Below are 19610 nucleotides of genomic sequence, written 5' to 3' on the forward strand. Positions count from 1 at the left end.
TCGCTAAGTTTCTGCTGTCTTAATTTCTGTATGATAGTACTATCCAATCAAGGGTTATCAACAACTATATTAACAACCGCAGGAAAACCTATGAACTTAGCAAAATTTAACCCCTCATTTTTAGCCACTGGACTTAGTGTAGCTCTGCTTAGCATCGTTACAGGTGCGACAGTCACCGCCTGTGCGAGCACCTCAGCGGCACCACAAGCGCAAAAAATGCAAAAGCGCCATCCAGCCAATGCCAAGAACTTTGAGCAACGCTTACAAGCCATGCAAGCCAACGCCCGAGCAGCCGCCAATGCGAGCATCAGTGCCTCTCAAGCGGTCGCCTTGGTACAAAAACAAACCGCGAACACACGCATTGTTGGTGTACATTATTATGACAGTAGCAACCGACCCAACCCAAACCCTGCCCGTATCGCCAACAACGCCAATAACAACATCGTCGGCTACCGGGTCATGACCCTTAATGCGAATGGTCAGCCACAGCTATATATCGTCAATGCCTCTAATGGTCAAGTGAGCCAAGCAACTATGCCATCACGGCCATCACGGCCATCACGGCCATCACGCCCAGCGCGTCCGCCACAACCTAATACCCCCAATAACCCTAATAGCCCCAACAACATCGGCAACCCCAACAATCAACTAACTGCGCCGCCTGCCATCAATATCAGCCTAGAACGCGCCATGCAATTGGCAGCGAACCAAGTCGGTGGTGAAGCCATTGGCGCCCATTTAGGTGGGAATAAAATGGGTGGTCATGGTCCTCGTGACGGTCAACGCCGCCCTAACAGAGACCCACAAATGGACAATACAGGCATGCCGCCTGCACCAAACCCTGCCCAGAATCAATCACCAAGAACCCCAAGCTATCAGATTGAAGTGGTAAAAGGTAAAGAAGTCTACCATGTTAAAGTTGATGCCCAAACAGGTGCCGTGAGCGATGTCAAATCATTGAACGACTTCAAACGTCGTGCGCCCACTCAGCCATAATTGAGCGACAAATGGCAACCTTGCTTATGAGCAACTATGAGCAACTATGAGCAACACCGTCATTCTTAGAATGGCGGTTTTTTGTGTTATAGTCTATTTGTTTAACAGTATTCGTGTATAAAGGTAACCCAATGAGAGTATTACTCGTCGAAGATGACGTCTTTATTGCCGACAGTCTGATTGATAGTCTAGAAGAAGAAGCGTATGCGGTAGACTGGGCAAAAGATGGGCGAGAAGCGATTTTGACCCTCAAAGTCGAAGCGTATGACGTGATTTTGCTGGATTTGGGCTTGCCAGAAATTGACGGCATGAGCGTGTTAGAGACGCTTCGCAGTGCCAAAATCGATACGCCTGTACTGGTGCTGACCGCCCGAGACCAAATCAAAGACCGCGTGAAAGGGCTGGATGCTGGGGCAGATGACTATATGACTAAGCCATTTGCGATGAGTGAATTACTCGCTCGTATGCGTGTGTTGGTGCGCCGCTCACAGGGCAATAGCCAAAACACCCTACAAGTCGGCGACTTAACCCTTGATATCAATGCCAAACGCCTCAAACGTGACGGCATAGAAATCGATATTACTGCCAAAGAATACATGCTGCTCACCACTTTTATGACCGCGCCCGATAAAGTGTTTTCTAAAAGTGAATTGGAAAATTCTATCTATAATTGGGAAGCCGGGATAGAGAGCAATGCCATTGAATTTTTAATCTATGGACTGCGCAAAAAAATTGGTCAAAAACGGATTAAAAACATCCGCGGTTTAGGCTGGTATATCAGCGCAGAAGCCCAAGATTAACAAAAAGTGATACCAAAAGGCTAAAAAAACATCCAGACAATGGCCGCCAAATAGCCGCGAAAATGACCATGACTACCCCTACAAAAACCGCCCTGCCGCTGCAAAAATCGTTGCAAAAATCACTGCAAAAACAGTTGCTGGTCTGGATCCTTGGCACGTTACTATCGATTGGCATTTTGGTACAGATTGCGGTATTTTGCTATACCTATCAAGAGTTTAACACCTCACAAGAAACCAATCTTAGCTATCTTGCTGAGCTGGTTAGCTCGCGCGCGGCCCTGCGACCCCCTCCCCGTAACCTGAAGCCTAATAGGCGTCTATCAAACCCAGATAACGATTTTGCACCGCATGACTTACCACCGCCTAGACCACCTCTACCAGCTAAGATAGCTTCTGCCCCTAGCAGTAGCACGCCGACCACGGTTTTCTCATCCAATGATGAAAGCAACGTACTACAGTATCAAGGCGTTAAAGACGGTGTGCAAGTTGATATCTTCCCGGCCCGTTTTGGCAAAATTGACACCAATTTTATTGAGCCAATGGCTCACCCGCAATTGATTAACACCCCTATTGGTTTTAGTGAATTAACCCTCGATGGTGAAATCTGGAAAGTCTTTCGTAAAGACACCCCAAGGCGGGTGATTTTTGTGCGTCAACCTGTCGAATGGCAGAAAAAAATTGCGTTAAAATCGGCTTGGCAATCTATTATTCCAATTTTACTAACGACCCTATTGCTGCTTGCCCTATTGCCTTGGGTATTAAAGCGCGTATTGCGTCCGATTCAGATATTAGCTAGGCAAATGGCAAAACGTCATGGTCAAGATCTCAGCTTGATCGAGCTACCCACTGACAGCCAACATCGCTCGATTCTGCCCAGCGAGCTCATGCCCTTGGTCATTGAAATCAATGCCTTGTTACAACGGCTTGACACGCATATCCAAAACCAAAATCGCTTCATCGCGGATGCCGCGCATGAGCTACGCTCGCCATTGACCGCCATCTCGCTGCAAGTGCAACAACTGCAAAAATACAGTCAAGACGCGGCGATGTATAGCGACCCTGCAAGGCAAGCCAAATTCAAACAAAACATTCATAAGCTCGCTGTCAGAGTGGAACACAATCAACATCTGGTGGAACAGCTACTTACCCTTGCCCGTATGGACGCCCAGCAATCACAGCTGACCGAGCGCACCAACACGCCCACCGCCACCGATTTAATCGCAGTGCTACGAGAAGCCATCAAACTGCTATTTCCGATTGCCGATAGCAAAGACCAAACCCTGTCGGTTGACAACCATCTCGCCGCGCTGGGTACGTCAGCGACGCAGGTCAGTCTAGATGAAACTGCCTTGTTTATCCTCCTCAAAAATTTACTGCAAAATGCCATTTTATATACCCCAACCACAGGCAATATCGCTGTTGTCATTGACCACATGACTATCGAAGATTTAACGCAGTCGTCAAGCAGCACCGATTCGACCCATGCCACCCATACCAACTTCGCCAACGCATTGACCCCGACCCCGGTGTTGGTGAACAACGCTAGCAACACACCCAATCACCGCGCAAAACGACTCATCGTCCAAGTTGCCGATACGGGCATTGGCATTGATGCAGCCCATTATCAAGACGTCTTTCAACCTTTTTACCGCGTCAATCAAAATGCGTCGAGCGCATCACTAGCACAAGGACAAACAAGCAGTACACAAACCCATAGTGATACTGCCAAAAAATCTTTTTCCTCCAAAGACACAAGTACCCATTCAGGTTTCACGGTAATTGGCGGTACAGGCTTAGGTTTATCGATTGTTTATCAAATTTGTCAACAAGCCCATATCGATATTTATTTGAGTCCTACGCAAGTGGTTGAGAATAACGCCCAAACCACTGCCACCACCCAAGGCTTAACGGTAACCTTGGTGTTTCAGCCTGCCTCAAAAACAACGTAATTTTATCAAATCATCGCTGCTTTTTTTAAATCATTGCTCAATCTAGTTTTCTCAAACGTATAATTGCGGTATAAAGTACAACAACTATGCTTGGGTAAAACGGAAGTCAACTTTACGATGTTTGATTTTATATTGAAAAAAAATAAAAAAAATGCGCTGGAGTCAATGCATGACAAGCCATCGGGTGTGTTTAATAAACTGGTATTTTATAGCAGTTTATTCGCTGTATTGCTTGCGATTATTGAGACAGGGTTTGATTTTAAAGTTTGGTTGCATGGCGTGGCTTCGACGTTTTATTTAATCGTGCTTGGGCTTAATTTTATTGAGTTATTGAGTCAATATGTGCAAAAAGGTATACGCTCAAAGCTTGTGCTAACGTTTGATTTGTCCATTGCTTTATTAGTCATTGCGCTATTGGTGACACATTTTTTTGCCGATAATAGTTCTTTTTTATACAAATTCCTGTTTGAAAAATCGCTGATAAAAATTGCGTTGTTGGTTTCTTTTATTCGTAAGTTATTGGTGATGGAGTTCAGCTTTAAGATAGTCGTTGCCCATCCTGCCCAGTTGTTTATTTTAAGTTTTCTATTGCTTATTTTGCTCGGCACGTTTTTGCTGATGATGCCAAATGCCACTTATGGTCATATTGCGTTTGTTGATGCTCTATTTACTGCCACGAGTGCGGTGTGTATCACAGGTCTGGCGGTAAAAGATACAGGCGCTTTTTTTACCCCATTGGGTCAAATCATTATCATGTGTTTGTTTCAATTGGGCGGCTTAGGGATTTTGACTTTTGCCACTTATTTTAGCTATTTTTTTCGAGGGCGCATCAGTTATCAGACACAGCTACAGATTGGGCATGTGACCTCAGCCAATCGTATGAGTGATGTGCTAAAGACGCTCAAAGTAATTTTTGCGGTCACGTTTGCGGTGGAGTCCGTGGCAGCCATGGCGATTTATCTCAGTATGCTTGATGTCCCTATGAGTATCCATCGCCGCATCTTTTTTTCGGTTTTTCATGCCATCTCTGCATTTTGTAATGCAGGTTTTTCAACGATGAGTGATAGCTTATATGAGTTACAACTGCGCTTTAATTATCCGTTACAAATGGTTGTGGCGGTGACGTTTTTGTTTGGGGGGTTGGGGTTTGCGATAGTTGCCAATGTCGTGGAATATTTGCGCCATCAGGTGATGCGCCTGCTGTTTCCTAACCGCTCACGATATGGTGCCAAGCCGTGGTTACTAAGTATCAATAGTCGCATTAGTTTAGTGACGACCCTGTCCTTGCTAGTGCTTGCCTTTGTCAGTGTGCTTGCCTTTGAGTGGCAAGGTACCTTAACTGAGCATACCAGTGTCATAGGCAAACTTGTGACAGGGTTTTTTGTGGCAGCTGCACCGCGCTCATCAGGAATCAACGTGGTAGACATGGCACAGCTAGCGCCACCGACTGTGATGCTTACCATTGCATTGATGTGGGTCGGGGCAGCCCCAAACTCTACAGGCGGTGGTATCAAAACCACGACTTTTGCGGTCGCTGTGCTCAATATTGTGTCACTGGCACGCGGCTATTCTCGTATCGAAGTATTTCGTCGTGAAATTGCGGATATCTCAGTGAAGCGGGCATTTGCGATTATCTGTTTGTCAGTGATTATCATTGCGTTTGGTTGTACGTTAATACGCTGGGCAGAGCCCAACATGAGTATGACAGAAGTGTTATTTGAAAGTGTTTCTGCTTACACCACCACAGGTTTAAGCTTAGGTATTACCCCGCATTTAAGTGCGTTTAGCAAATCCGTACTGATTGGGCTGATGTTTTGTGGACGGGTTGGGGCATTGACCATCTTAATTGCCTTATTAAATCGCCCAAGGCATCAAAGCTATCGCTATCCTAGCGAAGAGATTATTATCACCTAAAGATAAATTGATAAGGTATAGATATGAAATACATCATCGTCGGTCTAGGCAATTTTGGCTCATCACTCGCCACCAAACTCACCAGTCAAGGGCATGAGGTCATTGGTATTGATATCGATATGGATAAGGTTGAGCGCTACAAAGAATCCATTTCGCACACGATTTGTATCGATTCTACCAGCGAAAACGCCGTCTCAGGGTTACCCATTGCCCAAACAGATGTGGTGCTCATTACCATTGGTGAAGACCAAGGGCAAAACGTGATGGTCACTGCCCTATTCAAAAATCTTAATGCCAAATATATCATTAGCCGAGCGATTAACCCACTGCATGAAAAAGTGCTACAAGCATTGGGGGTGGATGATATTATCCAACCTGAAAACGAGGCGGCAACCCACTGGGCAAAGAAACTGTCGCTAACTGGCTTAATTGATTCGTTTGAACTCGATAACGATTATAGTATCGTTCAAATACAGACACCGCCTACATTTTACGGTAAAACAGTTCACGCCCTTGATTTAATCAATCAATTTAATGTGATGCTGTTAACCACCATTTCATTTCACCAAACCCAATTTGGTTTTGGTCGAAATCAAACAAAATCCAAAATCGATGGCATTGTGCATCCAGATTTTGTCATTGAGCCTGATACAGTTTTAGTATTATTTGGGGAAACCAATGACTTAAGACGGCTGTTCAAGTATATGCACGCCTCACAGAATAGTTGACAATACTCCATCAAAGCACTTATTCATTGTCGCCAATGTTTTTGATTTTCGATAGACTTCTTGTGTTTTAACAACGGCTTGCGACCTTGTAGGTCGTCAGCCAAAATTTTTGGTCACAAAATGGTCACGTTTTGGTCACAAGCATTTGGTGACGTTAGTTTTACTAACCTATCTTTCAGAACATGTTTGGTAATTTAACAATCAGTCAGTAAAAACACAGTTGATAAGTAAAAGATTTATCGAAAAAATAATATTTTTTATATTCAATTACTTAACTAAATACCAAGACGAAAAAAAACCTCAAATCAGGGGAGATTTGAGGCATAAAACTTTAAAAATTTCGTTTTTAAATCCACTAAAATAAGTGGCGCAGCGGACGGGACTCGAACCCGCGACCCCCGGCGTGACAGGCCGGTATTCTAACCAACTGAACTACCACTGCACGGTAGTTGGCGACGATGACCCAAACTTGTCAAATTGGTGGGTCGTGACGGATTCGAACCGCCGACATTCTGCGTGTAAGGCAGACGCTCTACCAACTGAGCTAACGACCCTGACAGGCAATCTATAAGCCAATCAAGTTGCTTCAATATCATCGAAGTGACGCGTATTATATAGACTTATCATGGATTGTCAACTAGTTATTTAAAGATTTTTTCGATATCTTTTTGCAAACTTGGCATCGCTTTTTCAAATTGGCTTGTGTCACCTATCAGGGTCGGCATCATCACCTGCACAAACTCACTGGAAACTTGCGATTGTTTGCTCAAGATGCGTTGTCCCATTGGGGTCTCATAGAATTGGTTAAGGGCATCGACTTCAGCTTGGGTATAGGTTTTTTTGGCAATCGCCTGATAAGCTTGTTGCAGTTGCTGTTTAGAGATGGGTTGGTCTAATTGCTGTCCCAAGACGGTGCTATATTTGACAAAGATATTTTTAAGCTGTTTTTGCGCATGACGGCTAAAAATGCCTGCGTTTTCATCTGTAGGGAATTCTTGGGGTAACCCTTTCATCATACTGGCCGCTTGCTGGCGTTGGGCAATCATTTCATCAATCATTTTATCGATATGTAGCACCTTGATAAGCTTGTCAAGCGATGCATCCGTGGGCTGGGTTTGCAATTCGTTAATAGTCGTAACTGGTGGTTGAGCACTAACTGGGTTGTTCTGAATGATTAATTCGGCGTAAGCAGGATGAACCAGCATAGTCATACCAGTCGAGGTCAATAAGGCTAGCAAGGCTAATTTTTTAGCATTTAATGCCCCTGATGGATTTAACGGTTTGTTGGGTTTTTTAGAGGGATATTGATGACGCATTTTTCTGCCTATTTGATATCACATTGGGGAATGTTATCACTTTGAAAACGCAATGCTTTACGCATCTGTGCGGCTTTTTGGCGGCATTCTTGTGGGCTATCTTTGATTTCAAGGGGTGGTACACGGGTTGGCTTGCCATGTTGATCCACCGCTACCATGGTGAAATAACAACTGTTGGTATGGCGTATCGTACGGTTTTGGATATTTTCTGCCTGCACTCGAATGCCTACTTCCATCGAAGTTTTGCCCACATAATTGACGCTTGCTAAAAAGGTGACTAACTCCCCTACATGAATCGGCTCACGAAAAATCACTTGATCCACCGATAGCGTCACCACGTAGCTACCGCTATAGCGACTGGCACAAGCATAAGCCACTTGGTCAAGCATCTTTAATAAATCGCCGCCATGCACATTGCCGGTGAAATTTGCCAAATCAGGCGTCATCAGTACAGACATGGTAAGTTCGTTTTGTAAAGGGGCAACTTGCAAATTTTGCTGTAATTCAACCGAATTGGCCACAATGAAGATCCTTCTTAATTCATATAACAACTATCATAAAAAATTATTAACCTCGGCATCTCAGATGTGAACTAACATAGCTGTAAATCAATGCTGTGAGCCAACTTGACCCATATGGCGATGCCTTAATCGCTAAAGTAGCAAATTCGTCTTATCACCACAATAGCCAATCAGTAACTGACTGATTACTAGCTACAATCTGGTCAAAAATAAAAATTTCCAAAGAATTTTTTGATATAGGGCTTGACAGTCACGGTTAATTTGCTAAAATACGCACCACTTAAACGCTGCGATGATTTTTGCAGGTTTAACAAAAAATTCTACCGCTTATTCTCCAATAGCTCAGTCGGTAGAGCAATGGACTGTTAATCCATGTGTCCCTGGTTCGAGCCCAGGTTGGAGAGCCATATTAAGAAGACCTTTAACATCGCTTGTTAAAGGTCTTTTTTTTATGTAGCATTTTTCTCTATCGTTATTGCTATGAATCATTTTGATTACTATAGGTCATTTTGCATCATGAATTTTATTGATATTTTTTGCTAAAAAATGCTTGACTCATTTTTTAAATCTCAGTAATATACGCACCACTTGATTATCTGTTCTCCAATAGCTCAGTCGGTAGAGCAATGGACTGTTAATCCATGTGTCCCTGGTTCGAGCCCAGGTTGGAGAGCCAATCAAGCCAAATTCTGTTGTATATTTTGAACCCGTTCCCTTGTGAATGGGTTTTTTTATGAGCAAAGTTTTTTATGAGCAAAGTTTAACAATTTGCTGTTTAATACGCCTTTGTTTGATACCCTATTCTCTCACTTGCTAAAGTACTTAAGATACTATTGATAAGGTACTAGTTATGACGCTGTCGTTTTCCCCTACCCAATCTCAATTTTTGACCCTACAACAAGCGATTAATAAAGACCGCATCACCCAGCTAGTGAGCGATCAGCAGCAAGGTAAACTGTCATCAGATGATAAATCTTACTATGAAAACTTAATCACCCAATTTATCGAGCTAATCAAGCTGCCTGATAGCGCGCATTTAGCCATGCAGCTTTTACCAGAATTCAAAATCACCGTGCCAGCCTTGCTTGATGGCATGGCTTATCGCGCAGTGTCCGATAAAAGCCCGAAAGCGTGTGTGTTTGCGGCATATATGATTGACCAATCGCTGTTGCAGCGCGATATGACGCCCCTGTTTAATGTGATTATTGAACTCGGTACGCCTGAGCTGTGGGTTGAATTGGTAAAAAAAGTGAATAATGCCCCTGCCGATCGCATCGTTGAGAAGGTTTATCAATGTGATAAATCGGTACAGGCCTATTGGGAACAACAAATTTTGTAAAGAAATTTCGCCTGATTGTCGCGTGCAGCGTTAAGCTAATGCAACATTTGGCTAAGATTTTTGTAGGAATTTTACGTTTGCCTTGCTTGTTTCTCGCCAATGAAATAATTACACTAGGTTAAAGATATCTAATTGTGCTAAATTTTCCGTCTAATTGATAAACTGGTTACATCTAGCTTCATTGCTAAAAATTGATCACACGCGAGGCATGCAAATGATTACTAAAATCAAAAAAAATCAACAAGTCATGGTTCCTATTCATATCAAAATCACTGAAGAAATGCGGGATTTGTTAACCCAAGTCGCCAAAAATCATGGTTTTCCACGTATTCAAGGCTTGATTCGCTTATATATTCGCCGGGGACTCGATGCCGAGAATGTCGGCTACTCACTCGCCAAAGACAGCCGTTTTATCGAAAAGCTGAAGCGTCAAGGGGTGGCTGATGAGGTGATTTTTGAAGCGATTGAAGAGACAGCCAATGAGCCAGAAGCCAAAGCAAACGATACGGCAAAACCTTAGGCATTTTTAGCCCCATAAAAAAACCCAAAACGCATATGTTTTGGGTTTTTTACGATTCATCAACGCTTTTATACGCTTATACAGTGGGATGATGCTCAATAGGCGGTAATGGCTGACCATTGAGCGCTGCGTCCAAGCGCTGTTTGTCTAGCGCATTTTCCCAACGTGACACGACAATCGTCGCACAGGCATTACCCGTTAGGTTGGTCAATGCACGGCACTCTGACATAAAGCGGTCAATCCCTAAGATAAGCGCCATACCTTCGATGGGCACAGTTGGCACCACCGCCAAAGTCGCTGCCAAGGTGATAAAACCAGCGCCCGTGATACCTGCCGCGCCTTTTGAGCTTAACATTGCGACCAATAATAACGTAATCTCTTGGGTCAATGTCAAATCAATATTACAGGCTTGCGCGATGAATAACGCTGCCATGGTCATATAAATGTTGGTACCATCTAGGTTAAATGAATACCCTGTTGGAATCACCAAACCGACCACTGATTTTTCGCAGCCTGCGCGTTCAAGTTTTTGCATCAAGGTTGGTAGTGCCGCTTCTGATGAACTAGTCCCTAACACCAATAGCAATTCATCTTTGATGTATTTAATCATCTTGATGATTGAAAAGCCGTTGTAACGTGCCACAGCACCGAGCACCACCAGCACAAATAGCAATGAAGTGATATAAAAACAGGCTATCAAAAAGGCTAAGTTACCCAGTGAGTGCACGCCATACTTACCAATGGTAAATGCCATCGCACCAAACGCCCCAATTGGCGCAGCTTTCATCAAGATTTCAACCGCTTTAAACACAGGCGCAGATAACTCTTGAAAGAAGTTTAACACGGGACGAGCACGATCACCCACGGATGCTAATGAAACACCAAACAGCACTGAAACAAATAACACTTGCAGGATATTCCCTTCCGTCAGTGGACTTACCATGGTTTCCGGAATGATATTCATCAAAAAACCGGTAATGGTACTATCGTGCGCTTTGCTAACATACTCAGACACTTTAGCCGCATCTTTCCCTGTTGCCAGTGTGGCTGGATCAATATTGAGACCCGCGCCGGGTTGCAACACATTGGCAACCACAAGACCGATGATCAATGCCAAGGTTGAAAAGGTAATGAAGTACAGCATTGCTTTACCAGCAACACGACCGACTCGCTTCATATTGCTCATACCAGCAATACCCGTCACCACTGTCAAGAAAATAACGGGGGCGATAATCATTTTAACCAATTTAATAAATGCATCACCCAGTGGTTTCATTGCCTCGCCCACTTCTGGGGCAAATACACCAAGCAAGATACCCAGTACAATGGCGATAATCACTTGTACATACAAAATTTGGTACCATTTACGGGGTTTGGGGGGTTCCACGAGTGTCGTGGTATCGATAGGTATCATGACAGATACACTCCTTTATCTGACGAACCCTAAAACTGGGATAAGGTTACATTTTCGATAAAAATTGTGGAACAAATTTAGCCAAATAGTCGCACAACCTTTAGAATTTTATCAACAATCATTAGAAAATCTAATGGATTGCAGTGCTGCGTATATTAACAATGTGATAACGTATCAGCAAGGTAATTTTCAACATTATTGTTAAGCTGCAATGGGTCACATGGAGGCACTAAAACAATCCGTTGTATTAATATGTTTAGACGGAGGATTAGTGGGTTTTTGAGCGTTTTTCGCTTCAATATTTTGCTTAACATCAGCGCAAGTTATGAAGCCCAGATATTAAGCCAAAGTGTTCAGCATAGTTATCCAACTTTCTGTTTAGCTTTCTATTTAGCTTTCTTTCGCTAATATTTTTTGCATTAACGTAAAATAATGCTTGCATTGTTATTTCACTTGTATATAATAGCCACCACAATTTGGAAGCTTGGCAGAGCGGTTGAATGCACCGGTCTTGAAAACCGGCAAGGGTGCGAGCCCTTCGAGAGTTCGAATCTCTCAGCTTCCGCCATATTTAAAAAAACCCCTAACTTGATTAAGTTTTGGGGTTTTTTATTGCCTAAGATTTATCCTTATGAATATCATTCTTTTACCGCAAAATACCTTATCGACCGCTATTATTGATGATAAAACGAGCGTGATGCACTTAAAACAGGTGCTTAAAGTGACATTGGGCGATACGGTGAAAGTCGGTATCAAAAATGGTCATTTAGGCACAGCGGTTGTCAGTAATATCCACGATTCAAGCATCGAATTATCGCAAATCCACTGTACTATTGCACCACCTGCCAAACTGCCGCTGACTGTTATTTTGGCAATTCCCCGCCCCAAGGTATTGCGTCGTCTATTTTTGGACATGACGGCGATGGGTGTCCAGCATATTATCTTGGTCAATAGTTACCGTAGTGAAAAAAGCTACTGGCAGACCCCTTTTTTAACTCAGCTCGATAACTATATCCATGAAGGCCTACAACAAGCCTGCGATACCGTAAGCCCGACCGTGAGCCTCAAAAAACGCTTAAAACCCTTTGTTGAAGATGAACTCCCTGCTTTAATCGCAGGCAAACAGGCGATTTTGGCACATCCTTATGCCAAGGAGCAGTTTACCCAAGTGTGGGACAATGCCCTGCCACATGTGCTAGTGATTGGAGCTGAAGGCGGCTGGCTCGATTATGAAGTCGAATTATTCAAAACTGCTGGCTGCCAAGCGGCGCATATTGGCAATCGCATCTTACGCACTGAGAATGCCGTGAGTGTGCTCTGCGGTCATGCCCTGTTATGTTAACTAGCCCATAAAATAGCCCATAAGAACAGCCCTACATTGCCGTCAGATAACCTGCTATCGCCAAAGTTAAGCCGATGCAGGTGTGAAAAAATCATTACAAAATCATAACAATTTTGTCTTGGGATTGATTTTGCATAAGGGTGTATGATATTTCCTGCTTTATGTCATAACGATAAAATTAAATAATATTGCATAACTAAACAACATGACTAGATAACATAACGAGATAAAAAGGAAAGCTCATGAAAGCGAGTGATATCTTAGATAACGCAACGTTTATGCCTTTTACTGCCCCACCTTGTTCGAATGGTCCTTACGAATTTTTTGACCGCGAATACTTTATCATCACCTACCGCACCGATGCCGAAAAACTGCGCGCTATTGTACCTGAGCCACTCCAAATCACTGATGACGCGCTGGTGAGTTACGAGTTTATCCGTATGCCCAACAGTACAGGTTTTGGCAACTATACTGAATCAGGACAAGTGATTGAAGTGATTGATGCCGAAGGTCGTCATGCCAATTATACCCATTGTATGTTTTTAGATGACTTTGGACCTACCGCGGGCGGGCGTGAGCTGTGGGGTTTTCCAAAAAAAATGGCATCGCCTGTATTAACCGTTGACAATACCGACACCCTACTTGGCACCCTCGACTATGGCAGTGTGCGCGTAGCCACAGGTACTATGGCGTATAAATATGATGAGCTGGACAAAGCCACTGTCAAAGCCAATATGGAAAAAACGCCCAATTATTTGTTAAAACTTATTCCCCATGTCGATGGCACGCCGCGTATTTGCGAGTTGGTGCGTTATTATTTGACTGATGTAGAAGTTAAAGCAGCCTATACAGGGCCTGCTACCTTACAGTTATTTGACCATGTGATGGCACCCGTGTCAAAATTACCTGTGCTAGAAATCGTCAAAACCTCTCATATTATTGCAAATCTCACCCTGGCGTTGGGTGAAGTAGCGGTAGACTATATTGCCGATGCGCAAGCCCGTCCCGATAGTAACTTTCAATAATTAACTTTTAATAATTAATTTTCAATAATTAAAACCGTCATAATAAAACCACTTTGTCATAAAAAATTAAGGAGAAAATCATGGCTACTCAACTCACTACTGATTTAACAGGTAAAGTCGCACTCGTCACTGGCTCTGCAAGTGGTATCGGCCGCGATATCGCAGAAACCTATGCCAAAGCAGGCGCTGCGGTAGGTATTGCAGATATCAACCCAGATGCGGCGCAAGCAACCGTGGATGCAATCAAAGCTGCAGGCGGCAAAGCGGTTGCCATTGCCATGGATGTGACCAATGAAGACGCGGTAAATGCTGGCGTGGATAAACTGGTACAAGAATTTGGGGATATTGATATCTTGGTGTCCAATGCCGGTATCCAAATCATCAACCCAATCGACCAATTTAGCTACGCTGATTGGAAAAAAATGATTGCCATTCATCTAGACGGTGCTTTTTTGACTACCAAAGCGGCACTTAAATACATGTATCAAAATGACAAAGTAGGTACCGTCATTTATATGGGCTCAGTACACTCGCATGAAGCATCAGCCCTAAAAGCGCCGTACGTCTCTGCCAAACACGCGCTATTAGGTCTAGCCCGCGTATTGGCTAAAGAAGGCGCCGCTCACAATGTGCGCTCATATGTGGTATGCCCAGGCTTTGTCAAAACCCCACTGGTTGAAAAACAAATCCCAGAACAAGCCAAAGAAAAAGGCATTTCTGAAGAAGAAGTGGTGAAAAATGTAATGCTGGGTCAAACCGTTGACGGTGAATTTACCACAACCGATGATATCGCTCAATTAACCTTATTCTTAACGGCTTTCCCAACCAATGCAATGACCGGTCAATCATTTATCGCAAGTCATGGTTGGTTTATGAAATAGCTGAATGCTGTCCTATAAAACCAAAGTACAAGAAAATCTGAAGTACAAAAATAAATTACAAAACTGACTGATAAAAAAGGACTAGCTTGGCTAGTCCTTTTTTTGTGTTTGCAATCTATATAAATGGTTAATTCATGAGTTACAAATCGTCAATGAGCTTTCGACCATCACTCACCACAGGTTCATGGTCAATTTTTTGAATCTCTGATTTTATAAGCTGTTCCTTATTATCAGCGATACATTGCATGATCATGGCAAGTTGTTGCTTGGTCGCATCTTGATATTTTTCTGCTAAAATTTGCCCGACGTGACCCGCGGTTTGGGCAGATTTTGGGTTGGCAAGCCAGCGAGCTAGTTGCTGCGTTAATTCATCACTACCATTGACTTGCACCAATGCACCGGATTGTTTTAACTGATCCACAATCAGTTGGCAAGATTGGGTATATTGCCCCATAATAATCGGCTTGCCGACAATGGCTGCTTCAATCGGATTATGCCCCCCAATGTTGACCAAAGTCCCACCGACAATGGCAATGTCCGAAAGAGCATACCACACGCCAAGTTCACCCATACTATCTGCCAAATAAACGCTTTCATTTTTGGCAGGTTCGCCATCTTGACTACGCCGAATCACCGGCAAATTTTTGGAATCAATCAATTTAGCAACATCATCAAAACGCTCGGGGTGACGGGGTACGATAATGAGCAGCGGATGACGGTTGGCATACTGGGCTTTCACGGTTAAAAAACTGTCTAAAATTGCCAATTCTTCGCCTTCATGGGTGCTGGCTGCCAAAATCACGGCACGATCTGACAAGTTCCAAGTTTCTCGTAACTTTTCGGCACGGCTTAGCATCAACGGGTTGGTTTTACTAGACCATTTAAGCGAGCTGGCAATACGAATTTTGTCACTGGTAGCGCCCAATTGGCGAAAGCGTTTGGCAGAATCGCTGTCTTGGGCGATGATAAGGCTTAAATTCTCCATCATACTTTGGCTCAGCTTGGCAGCTTTTTGATATCCCTTAAAAGATTTTTCAGACAAGCGACCATTGACCAAAATCGTGGCAATTTGACGATTGTTGAGTTCAGCAAGCGTGGTGCCCCACAATTCAGTCTCGATAAATAACGCGGCGACGGGTTGGACATGGGTCAAAAATTTATCAATCACTGCTTTGCTATCGACCGGTACAAAACTATGGTACGCCTTACCTGCTGCTATCTCAGGCGCAAACAGCTGCTCGACGCGGTTAAAGCCTGTATGGGTGGTATTGGTCACCCACAACGCATAGCCTTGCGCGAGCAAATCTCTTAAAATCGGTTCGGCGGTATTGGTTTCACCGAGGGACACCGCATGACACCAAATTATCGGCTGATGGGTGTGAATCTCGGGAAACACTTGACCGAAGCGTTGCTGCTTTTCATTAGGCAAGGTGGTTTTGCTCGCAAGTTTTAGTTGGTATAGTGGCTTTAACAGCGACATGGCGAGACGATAGTATAACGGTGTGGCTTGCATAACGACTCTTGAAACAACTCAATAAAAAATGGCGTTATTGTAAAAAACGAGGGCTTAAATAGCAATAAAAAAACCCTACTTTGTGGGTAGGGTTTTTGAACTTAAGCGTTAGCTAAATTCAAGACCAGCCATTAGGCTTGTTCTGTCCAGCGTTTTTGTGATTCTTTAATCACCGCTTTGGCTTCTTCAATGTCGCCCCAGCTTTCAACTTTGGTTGTGCCCGCTTTTTTCAAATCTTTATAGTGATTGAAATGGAACTCGATTTGCTTAATCAGCTGCTGTGGTAAATCTGCTAGGGTATTGATAGCGTTACCGTTGTTGCGGTCATCTGCAGGTACGACGACTACTTTATCATCTACTTCACCATCATCGACGAATTTCATCACGCCAATGACTTTGGCTTCCATAAAGATGCCTGTTGGTAGCGGGGTGTCAGTGATAATCAGTGCGTCTAATTCGTCGCCATCTTCATCAAGGGTTTGTGGGATAAAACCATAGTTGGTAGGTTTGGCAAATAATTGTGGCTCTACGCGGTCAAGTTGCATCACGCCAAGTTTACGATTCCATTCGATTTTGTTGTTTGAACCCGCTGGAATCTCGATAACCACGTTAATCACGCCGCCATCAACATCACCCGCATCAAGAATTTGGTTAAAATCTGCCATGAGTTTTTCCTTTTTGTTAGTAAAGTTGTTTACAAAACTGCTTGTAAAAAAGTAGCCTAAAAGTGGGTCGATTATAGCAAAGTCTGTTGGCTTTCTCTATTTATTCCCGCCACAACTTGTAGGAGATTATGAATATGCATAGGCAAGTTTGGAATTAAAAAAATTGCTCGTTTAACATCCTGTGTGAATTTAAATACACTTACTTTTCAATAAACTTGGCTTTGTCTTTAAACATACATTCGTCATACACCGGGCATTTGCCACATTCGGGACTTCTGGCTTTACAAGTATAACGCCCATGCAAAATCAAATAATGGTGCGCGTCCAATATATAGTCCTGTGGTATGCGGGCGATGAGTTTATCTTCCACTTCTCGCACATTTTTACCCGTTGCCAAGCCTGTGCGATTGCCGACACGAAAAATATGGGTATCCACTGCCATGGTGGGCTGCCCAAAGGCGGTGTTGAGCACCACATTGGCAGTTTTTCGCCCTACCCCTGCCAGGCTTTCAAGCTCGTGGCGGGTTTGCGGTACTTTACTAGCAAATTTATCCACCAAGTCTTGGCAGCATTTCATCACATTTTTGGCTTTGCTATTATATAGCCCAATGGTTTTGATATAACTTTTTAGCCCAGCTTCACCCAAATCCAAAATTGCTTGCGGGGTATTGGCAACGGCATACAATTTACGGGTAGCCAGATTGACACTGACATCGGTGGCTTGTGCCGACAGTATGACCGCGATCAACAATTCAAAGTTGCTCTGATATTCCAGTTCCGTCTCTGGTTTTTCAATGGCTGCGGCTAGCTTTTGGAAAAACGGCAACACGTTTTTATTGGGCATGCGCCGTGATGGCGGCGTCTCTGCGGTTTTGGGCACTTGGATTTTTGGTTTGATGTTGGCAACCATGATGCACTCTTTAGGTTATGGCAGTGTCGCAAGTTGCTGCTGCAAGGCTTGCACCAAGGCTTGTTTGTTGTCATCAGCGCGTACGGCAAGTTGTTTTTCTAATTTTTTGATTTGGGTGCGTAGTTTTGCCGCTTCAATGGCGTTTTTAGCCGCTGCTTCATCGATATCGACTTTGATATCGTTGAGTTTGGCTTGTACCATACTGACCACAGGTTTGGCATTGGTGTTGTCATTGACCTGACGTTCAATACGCTCAAGGTGGGCGTAATAGCGCGCGCGTAATCCATCTTGCTCGGTTTGCCTTGTCGCGTCATCCATTAACCGTGTGAAGGGCACCAGCTCGATGCAGTCCACGGGACAGGGTGGCAGACACAGCTCACAACCTGTGCAGAGGTCGGTAAAAATGGTGTGCATACGTTTGCCTGAGCCAATAATGGCATCGACAGGACACGCAGGAATACATTTGGTACAGCCAATGCAATCTTCTTCTCGAATGATGGCTCGCATTTCCATCGGACGATTGGTAGCGGGATCGGTTTGCCACTTTGATACTTCAGCCGTCAGCGGGATACGCCCAAGCAACTTGCCGATTTGGTCGGTGACTGATTGTCCACCGGGCACGCATTGGTTATGCGATTCGCCCAGTGTGACAATGGCGGTGGCATACGGCAGACAGCCTTCAGGATGACCGCATAGCCCGCATTGGGTTTGCGGCAGGACTTGGTCGATTTGTTGTATTAATCGTTGATGCTCGATACTTAGGCTATTTAAGTTTAAATTATTAAATAGATTGGGTACCTCGAAAACAGGTTGGCTATCAGACATGGCTCAATTTTTATTCACTATAATCATCAATGTGTATTTTAGCATAGCTCATGCCTATTTCGCCTATAACCTATTAATACAAATCATCAAGACAAATAATGAAGACAAATCACTGAATCAATCTGTTTAAGATTGGTAATGCTGTTTAACCCATTGGATCAGTTGGTAAGCAATCGTGCCTTTTGGCGGAATGATAGGGCCGTTTTCATCTAAGCTATCTATATCAAAAAATTGGGCATCCATCAGCTCATTGTTATCTATGGTGATATCGCCACTTTGGTACTCTGCAATAAACCCTACCATTAAATTGCTGGGAAAAGGCCACGGTTGGCTGCCAAAATAGCGCAAATTACTGACAGATAACCCCACCTCTTCCATCACTTCACGATGCACGCATTGCTCTAAGCTCTCACCGACTTCCACAAAACCTGCCAGCACGGTATACATTTTGCTATCTGTCGCCCGTAGATGATGCGCCAACAAAATCTGTGGTTTGTCCGTGGTGGTTTTGATGATGGCGGTGATCATACAAGGCTGCACTCTAGGATACTGGTGATAATGGCAGCTGGGGCAAACGGTGGCATTTTCAGTGGGGTGTAAGTCCGTGGGCGTACCGCAGCGGCTACAAAATTGATGATCTTGATGCCAGCGCAATAACTGCATGGCTTTGGCTAATTGGCTGGTTTGTAGCGCATCAAGGCTGCCAATCAGATGTCGAAAGCGCAGAAACTCAATCTGTCCTGTAATTTCTTCTGGCAATTGTGACAAGTCGATATCTTGATGGGCAATGGCATAAATACTGTTGCCTACCTCATCGGTGTTCACCTTAACTGCCTGAGCGGGCACGTCCTCACAACGATAAAAAAAAGGAAGTCCGCCTATACAAGCGAACTTATCGTTATCACAAATAAGCAAATAATGGTGTAATGCGGTCATATTGGTTACCAAATCA

The 19610-nt window shown here is 43.9% G+C and carries 18 protein-coding genes and 5 tRNA genes; 13 read left to right on the forward strand and 10 right to left on the reverse strand.

The genetic code is table 11. The features are described from left to right. Positions 1-90: 90 nt before the first annotated feature. From RTL34_RS00955 to RTL34_RS00975, 5 genes are all read left to right on the forward strand, one after another. Positions 91-996: a PepSY domain-containing protein gene (locus RTL34_RS00955; RefSeq protein WP_312113876.1), complete on the forward strand. Its 906-nt coding sequence runs from the start codon at positions 91-93 to the stop codon at positions 994-996. A 131-nt stretch (positions 997-1127) separates the two neighbouring features. Then, on the forward strand, positions 1128-1796 hold the full coding sequence (locus RTL34_RS00960; protein WP_312113878.1) for a response regulator: 669 nt from the start codon (positions 1128-1130) through the stop codon (positions 1794-1796). Between the two features lie 68 nt (positions 1797-1864). After that, on the forward strand, positions 1865-3745 hold the full coding sequence (locus tag RTL34_RS00965) for a sensor histidine kinase (protein ID WP_312113880.1): 1881 nt from the start codon (positions 1865-1867) through the stop codon (positions 3743-3745). A gap of 132 nt (positions 3746-3877) precedes the next feature. Beyond that, positions 3878-5659: a TrkH family potassium uptake protein gene (locus tag RTL34_RS00970; RefSeq protein ID WP_312113882.1), complete on the forward strand. Its 1782-nt coding sequence runs from the start codon at positions 3878-3880 to the stop codon at positions 5657-5659. A gap of 23 nt (positions 5660-5682) precedes the next feature. Beyond that, positions 5683-6387, forward strand: a complete 705-nt coding sequence (locus tag RTL34_RS00975; RefSeq protein ID WP_065263424.1) for a potassium channel family protein — start codon at positions 5683-5685, stop codon at positions 6385-6387. 365 nt (positions 6388-6752) lie between these two features. Here the strand turns inward: RTL34_RS00975 and RTL34_RS00980 are convergent. The 4 genes from RTL34_RS00980 to RTL34_RS00995 form a co-directional block, all read right to left on the reverse strand. Then, positions 6753-6829 (reverse strand) — tRNA-Asp (locus RTL34_RS00980). 36 nt (positions 6830-6865) lie between these two features. After that, positions 6866-6941: transfer RNA gene (locus tag RTL34_RS00985), tRNA-Val, on the reverse strand. Positions 6942-7028: 87 nt separating this feature from the next. Continuing rightward, on the reverse strand, positions 7029-7703 hold the full coding sequence (locus tag RTL34_RS00990) for a DUF2059 domain-containing protein (protein WP_312113886.1): 675 nt from the start codon (positions 7701-7703) through the stop codon (positions 7029-7031). Positions 7704-7711: 8 nt separating this feature from the next. Then, on the reverse strand, positions 7712-8161 hold the full coding sequence (locus RTL34_RS00995; protein ID WP_312114239.1) for an acyl-CoA thioesterase: 450 nt from the start codon (positions 8159-8161) through the stop codon (positions 7712-7714). A gap of 394 nt (positions 8162-8555) precedes the next feature. On the opposite strand from RTL34_RS00995, the gene RTL34_RS01000 reads away from it, so the two are divergent. The 4 genes from RTL34_RS01000 (at position 8556) to RTL34_RS01015 (ending at position 10083) form a co-directional block, all read left to right on the forward strand. Then, positions 8556-8631: transfer RNA gene (locus RTL34_RS01000), tRNA-Asn, on the forward strand. 193 nt (positions 8632-8824) lie between these two features. After that, positions 8825-8900 (forward strand) — tRNA-Asn (locus tag RTL34_RS01005). Positions 8901-9074: 174 nt separating this feature from the next. After that, positions 9075-9563: a hypothetical protein gene (locus RTL34_RS01010; protein ID WP_312113888.1), complete on the forward strand. Its 489-nt coding sequence runs from the start codon at positions 9075-9077 to the stop codon at positions 9561-9563. Positions 9564-9777: 214 nt separating this feature from the next. Continuing rightward, complete coding sequence (locus tag RTL34_RS01015; RefSeq protein WP_312113890.1) at positions 9778-10083, forward strand: CopG family transcriptional regulator; 306 nt, start codon at positions 9778-9780, stop codon at positions 10081-10083. Positions 10084-10159: 76 nt separating this feature from the next. Here RTL34_RS01015 and RTL34_RS01020 read toward each other — a convergent pair whose 3' ends face one another. Beyond that, positions 10160-11497, reverse strand: coding sequence for a dicarboxylate/amino acid:cation symporter (locus RTL34_RS01020; RefSeq protein ID WP_007116316.1), 1338 nt, complete (start codon positions 11495-11497; stop codon positions 10160-10162). Between the two features lie 478 nt (positions 11498-11975). On the opposite strand from RTL34_RS01020, the gene RTL34_RS01025 reads away from it, so the two are divergent. From RTL34_RS01025 to RTL34_RS01040, 4 genes are all read left to right on the forward strand, one after another. Next, positions 11976-12065, forward strand: a tRNA-Ser gene (locus RTL34_RS01025). Positions 12066-12128: 63 nt separating this feature from the next. Beyond that, the gene (locus RTL34_RS01030; RefSeq protein ID WP_312113893.1) at positions 12129-12839 is read left to right on the forward strand and encodes a 16S rRNA (uracil(1498)-N(3))-methyltransferase; all 711 of its coding nucleotides are present in this window, start codon (positions 12129-12131) and stop codon (positions 12837-12839) included. Positions 12840-13081: 242 nt separating this feature from the next. Further along, on the forward strand, positions 13082-13864 hold the full coding sequence (locus RTL34_RS01035) for an acetoacetate decarboxylase (RefSeq protein WP_188875108.1): 783 nt from the start codon (positions 13082-13084) through the stop codon (positions 13862-13864). Positions 13865-13944: 80 nt separating this feature from the next. Further along, positions 13945-14745 (forward strand): 3-hydroxybutyrate dehydrogenase, encoded by an 801-nt coding sequence (locus tag RTL34_RS01040; RefSeq protein ID WP_036589350.1) that lies wholly within the window; start codon positions 13945-13947, stop codon positions 14743-14745. Positions 14746-14884: 139 nt separating this feature from the next. Here RTL34_RS01040 and RTL34_RS01045 read toward each other — a convergent pair whose 3' ends face one another. From RTL34_RS01045 to nudC, 5 genes are all read right to left on the reverse strand, one after another. Then, on the reverse strand, positions 14885-16258 hold the full coding sequence (locus RTL34_RS01045) for a 3-deoxy-D-manno-octulosonic acid transferase (RefSeq protein ID WP_312113898.1): 1374 nt from the start codon (positions 16256-16258) through the stop codon (positions 14885-14887). A gap of 131 nt (positions 16259-16389) precedes the next feature. Next, on the reverse strand, positions 16390-16923 hold the full coding sequence (locus RTL34_RS01050) for an inorganic diphosphatase (RefSeq protein ID WP_065252420.1): 534 nt from the start codon (positions 16921-16923) through the stop codon (positions 16390-16392). A gap of 199 nt (positions 16924-17122) precedes the next feature. After that, on the reverse strand, positions 17123-17767 hold the full coding sequence (nth, locus tag RTL34_RS01055; protein WP_312114241.1) for an endonuclease III: 645 nt from the start codon (positions 17765-17767) through the stop codon (positions 17123-17125). Positions 17768-17848: 81 nt separating this feature from the next. Continuing rightward, positions 17849-18658 carry an RnfABCDGE type electron transport complex subunit B gene (locus RTL34_RS01060; protein WP_312113900.1) on the reverse strand — a complete coding sequence of 270 codons (810 nt, stop codon included), beginning with the start codon at positions 18656-18658 and terminating at the stop codon, positions 17849-17851. A gap of 126 nt (positions 18659-18784) precedes the next feature. Beyond that, positions 18785-19594: an NAD(+) diphosphatase gene (gene nudC / locus RTL34_RS01065; RefSeq protein WP_312113902.1), complete on the reverse strand. Its 810-nt coding sequence runs from the start codon at positions 19592-19594 to the stop codon at positions 18785-18787. Positions 19595-19610: the final 16 nt, after the last annotated feature.

The sequence above is a fragment of the Moraxella sp. CTOTU47915 genome (assembly GCF_031986685.1).
Taxonomy (GTDB): Bacteria; Pseudomonadota; Gammaproteobacteria; order Pseudomonadales; family Moraxellaceae; genus Faucicola; species Faucicola tetraodonis.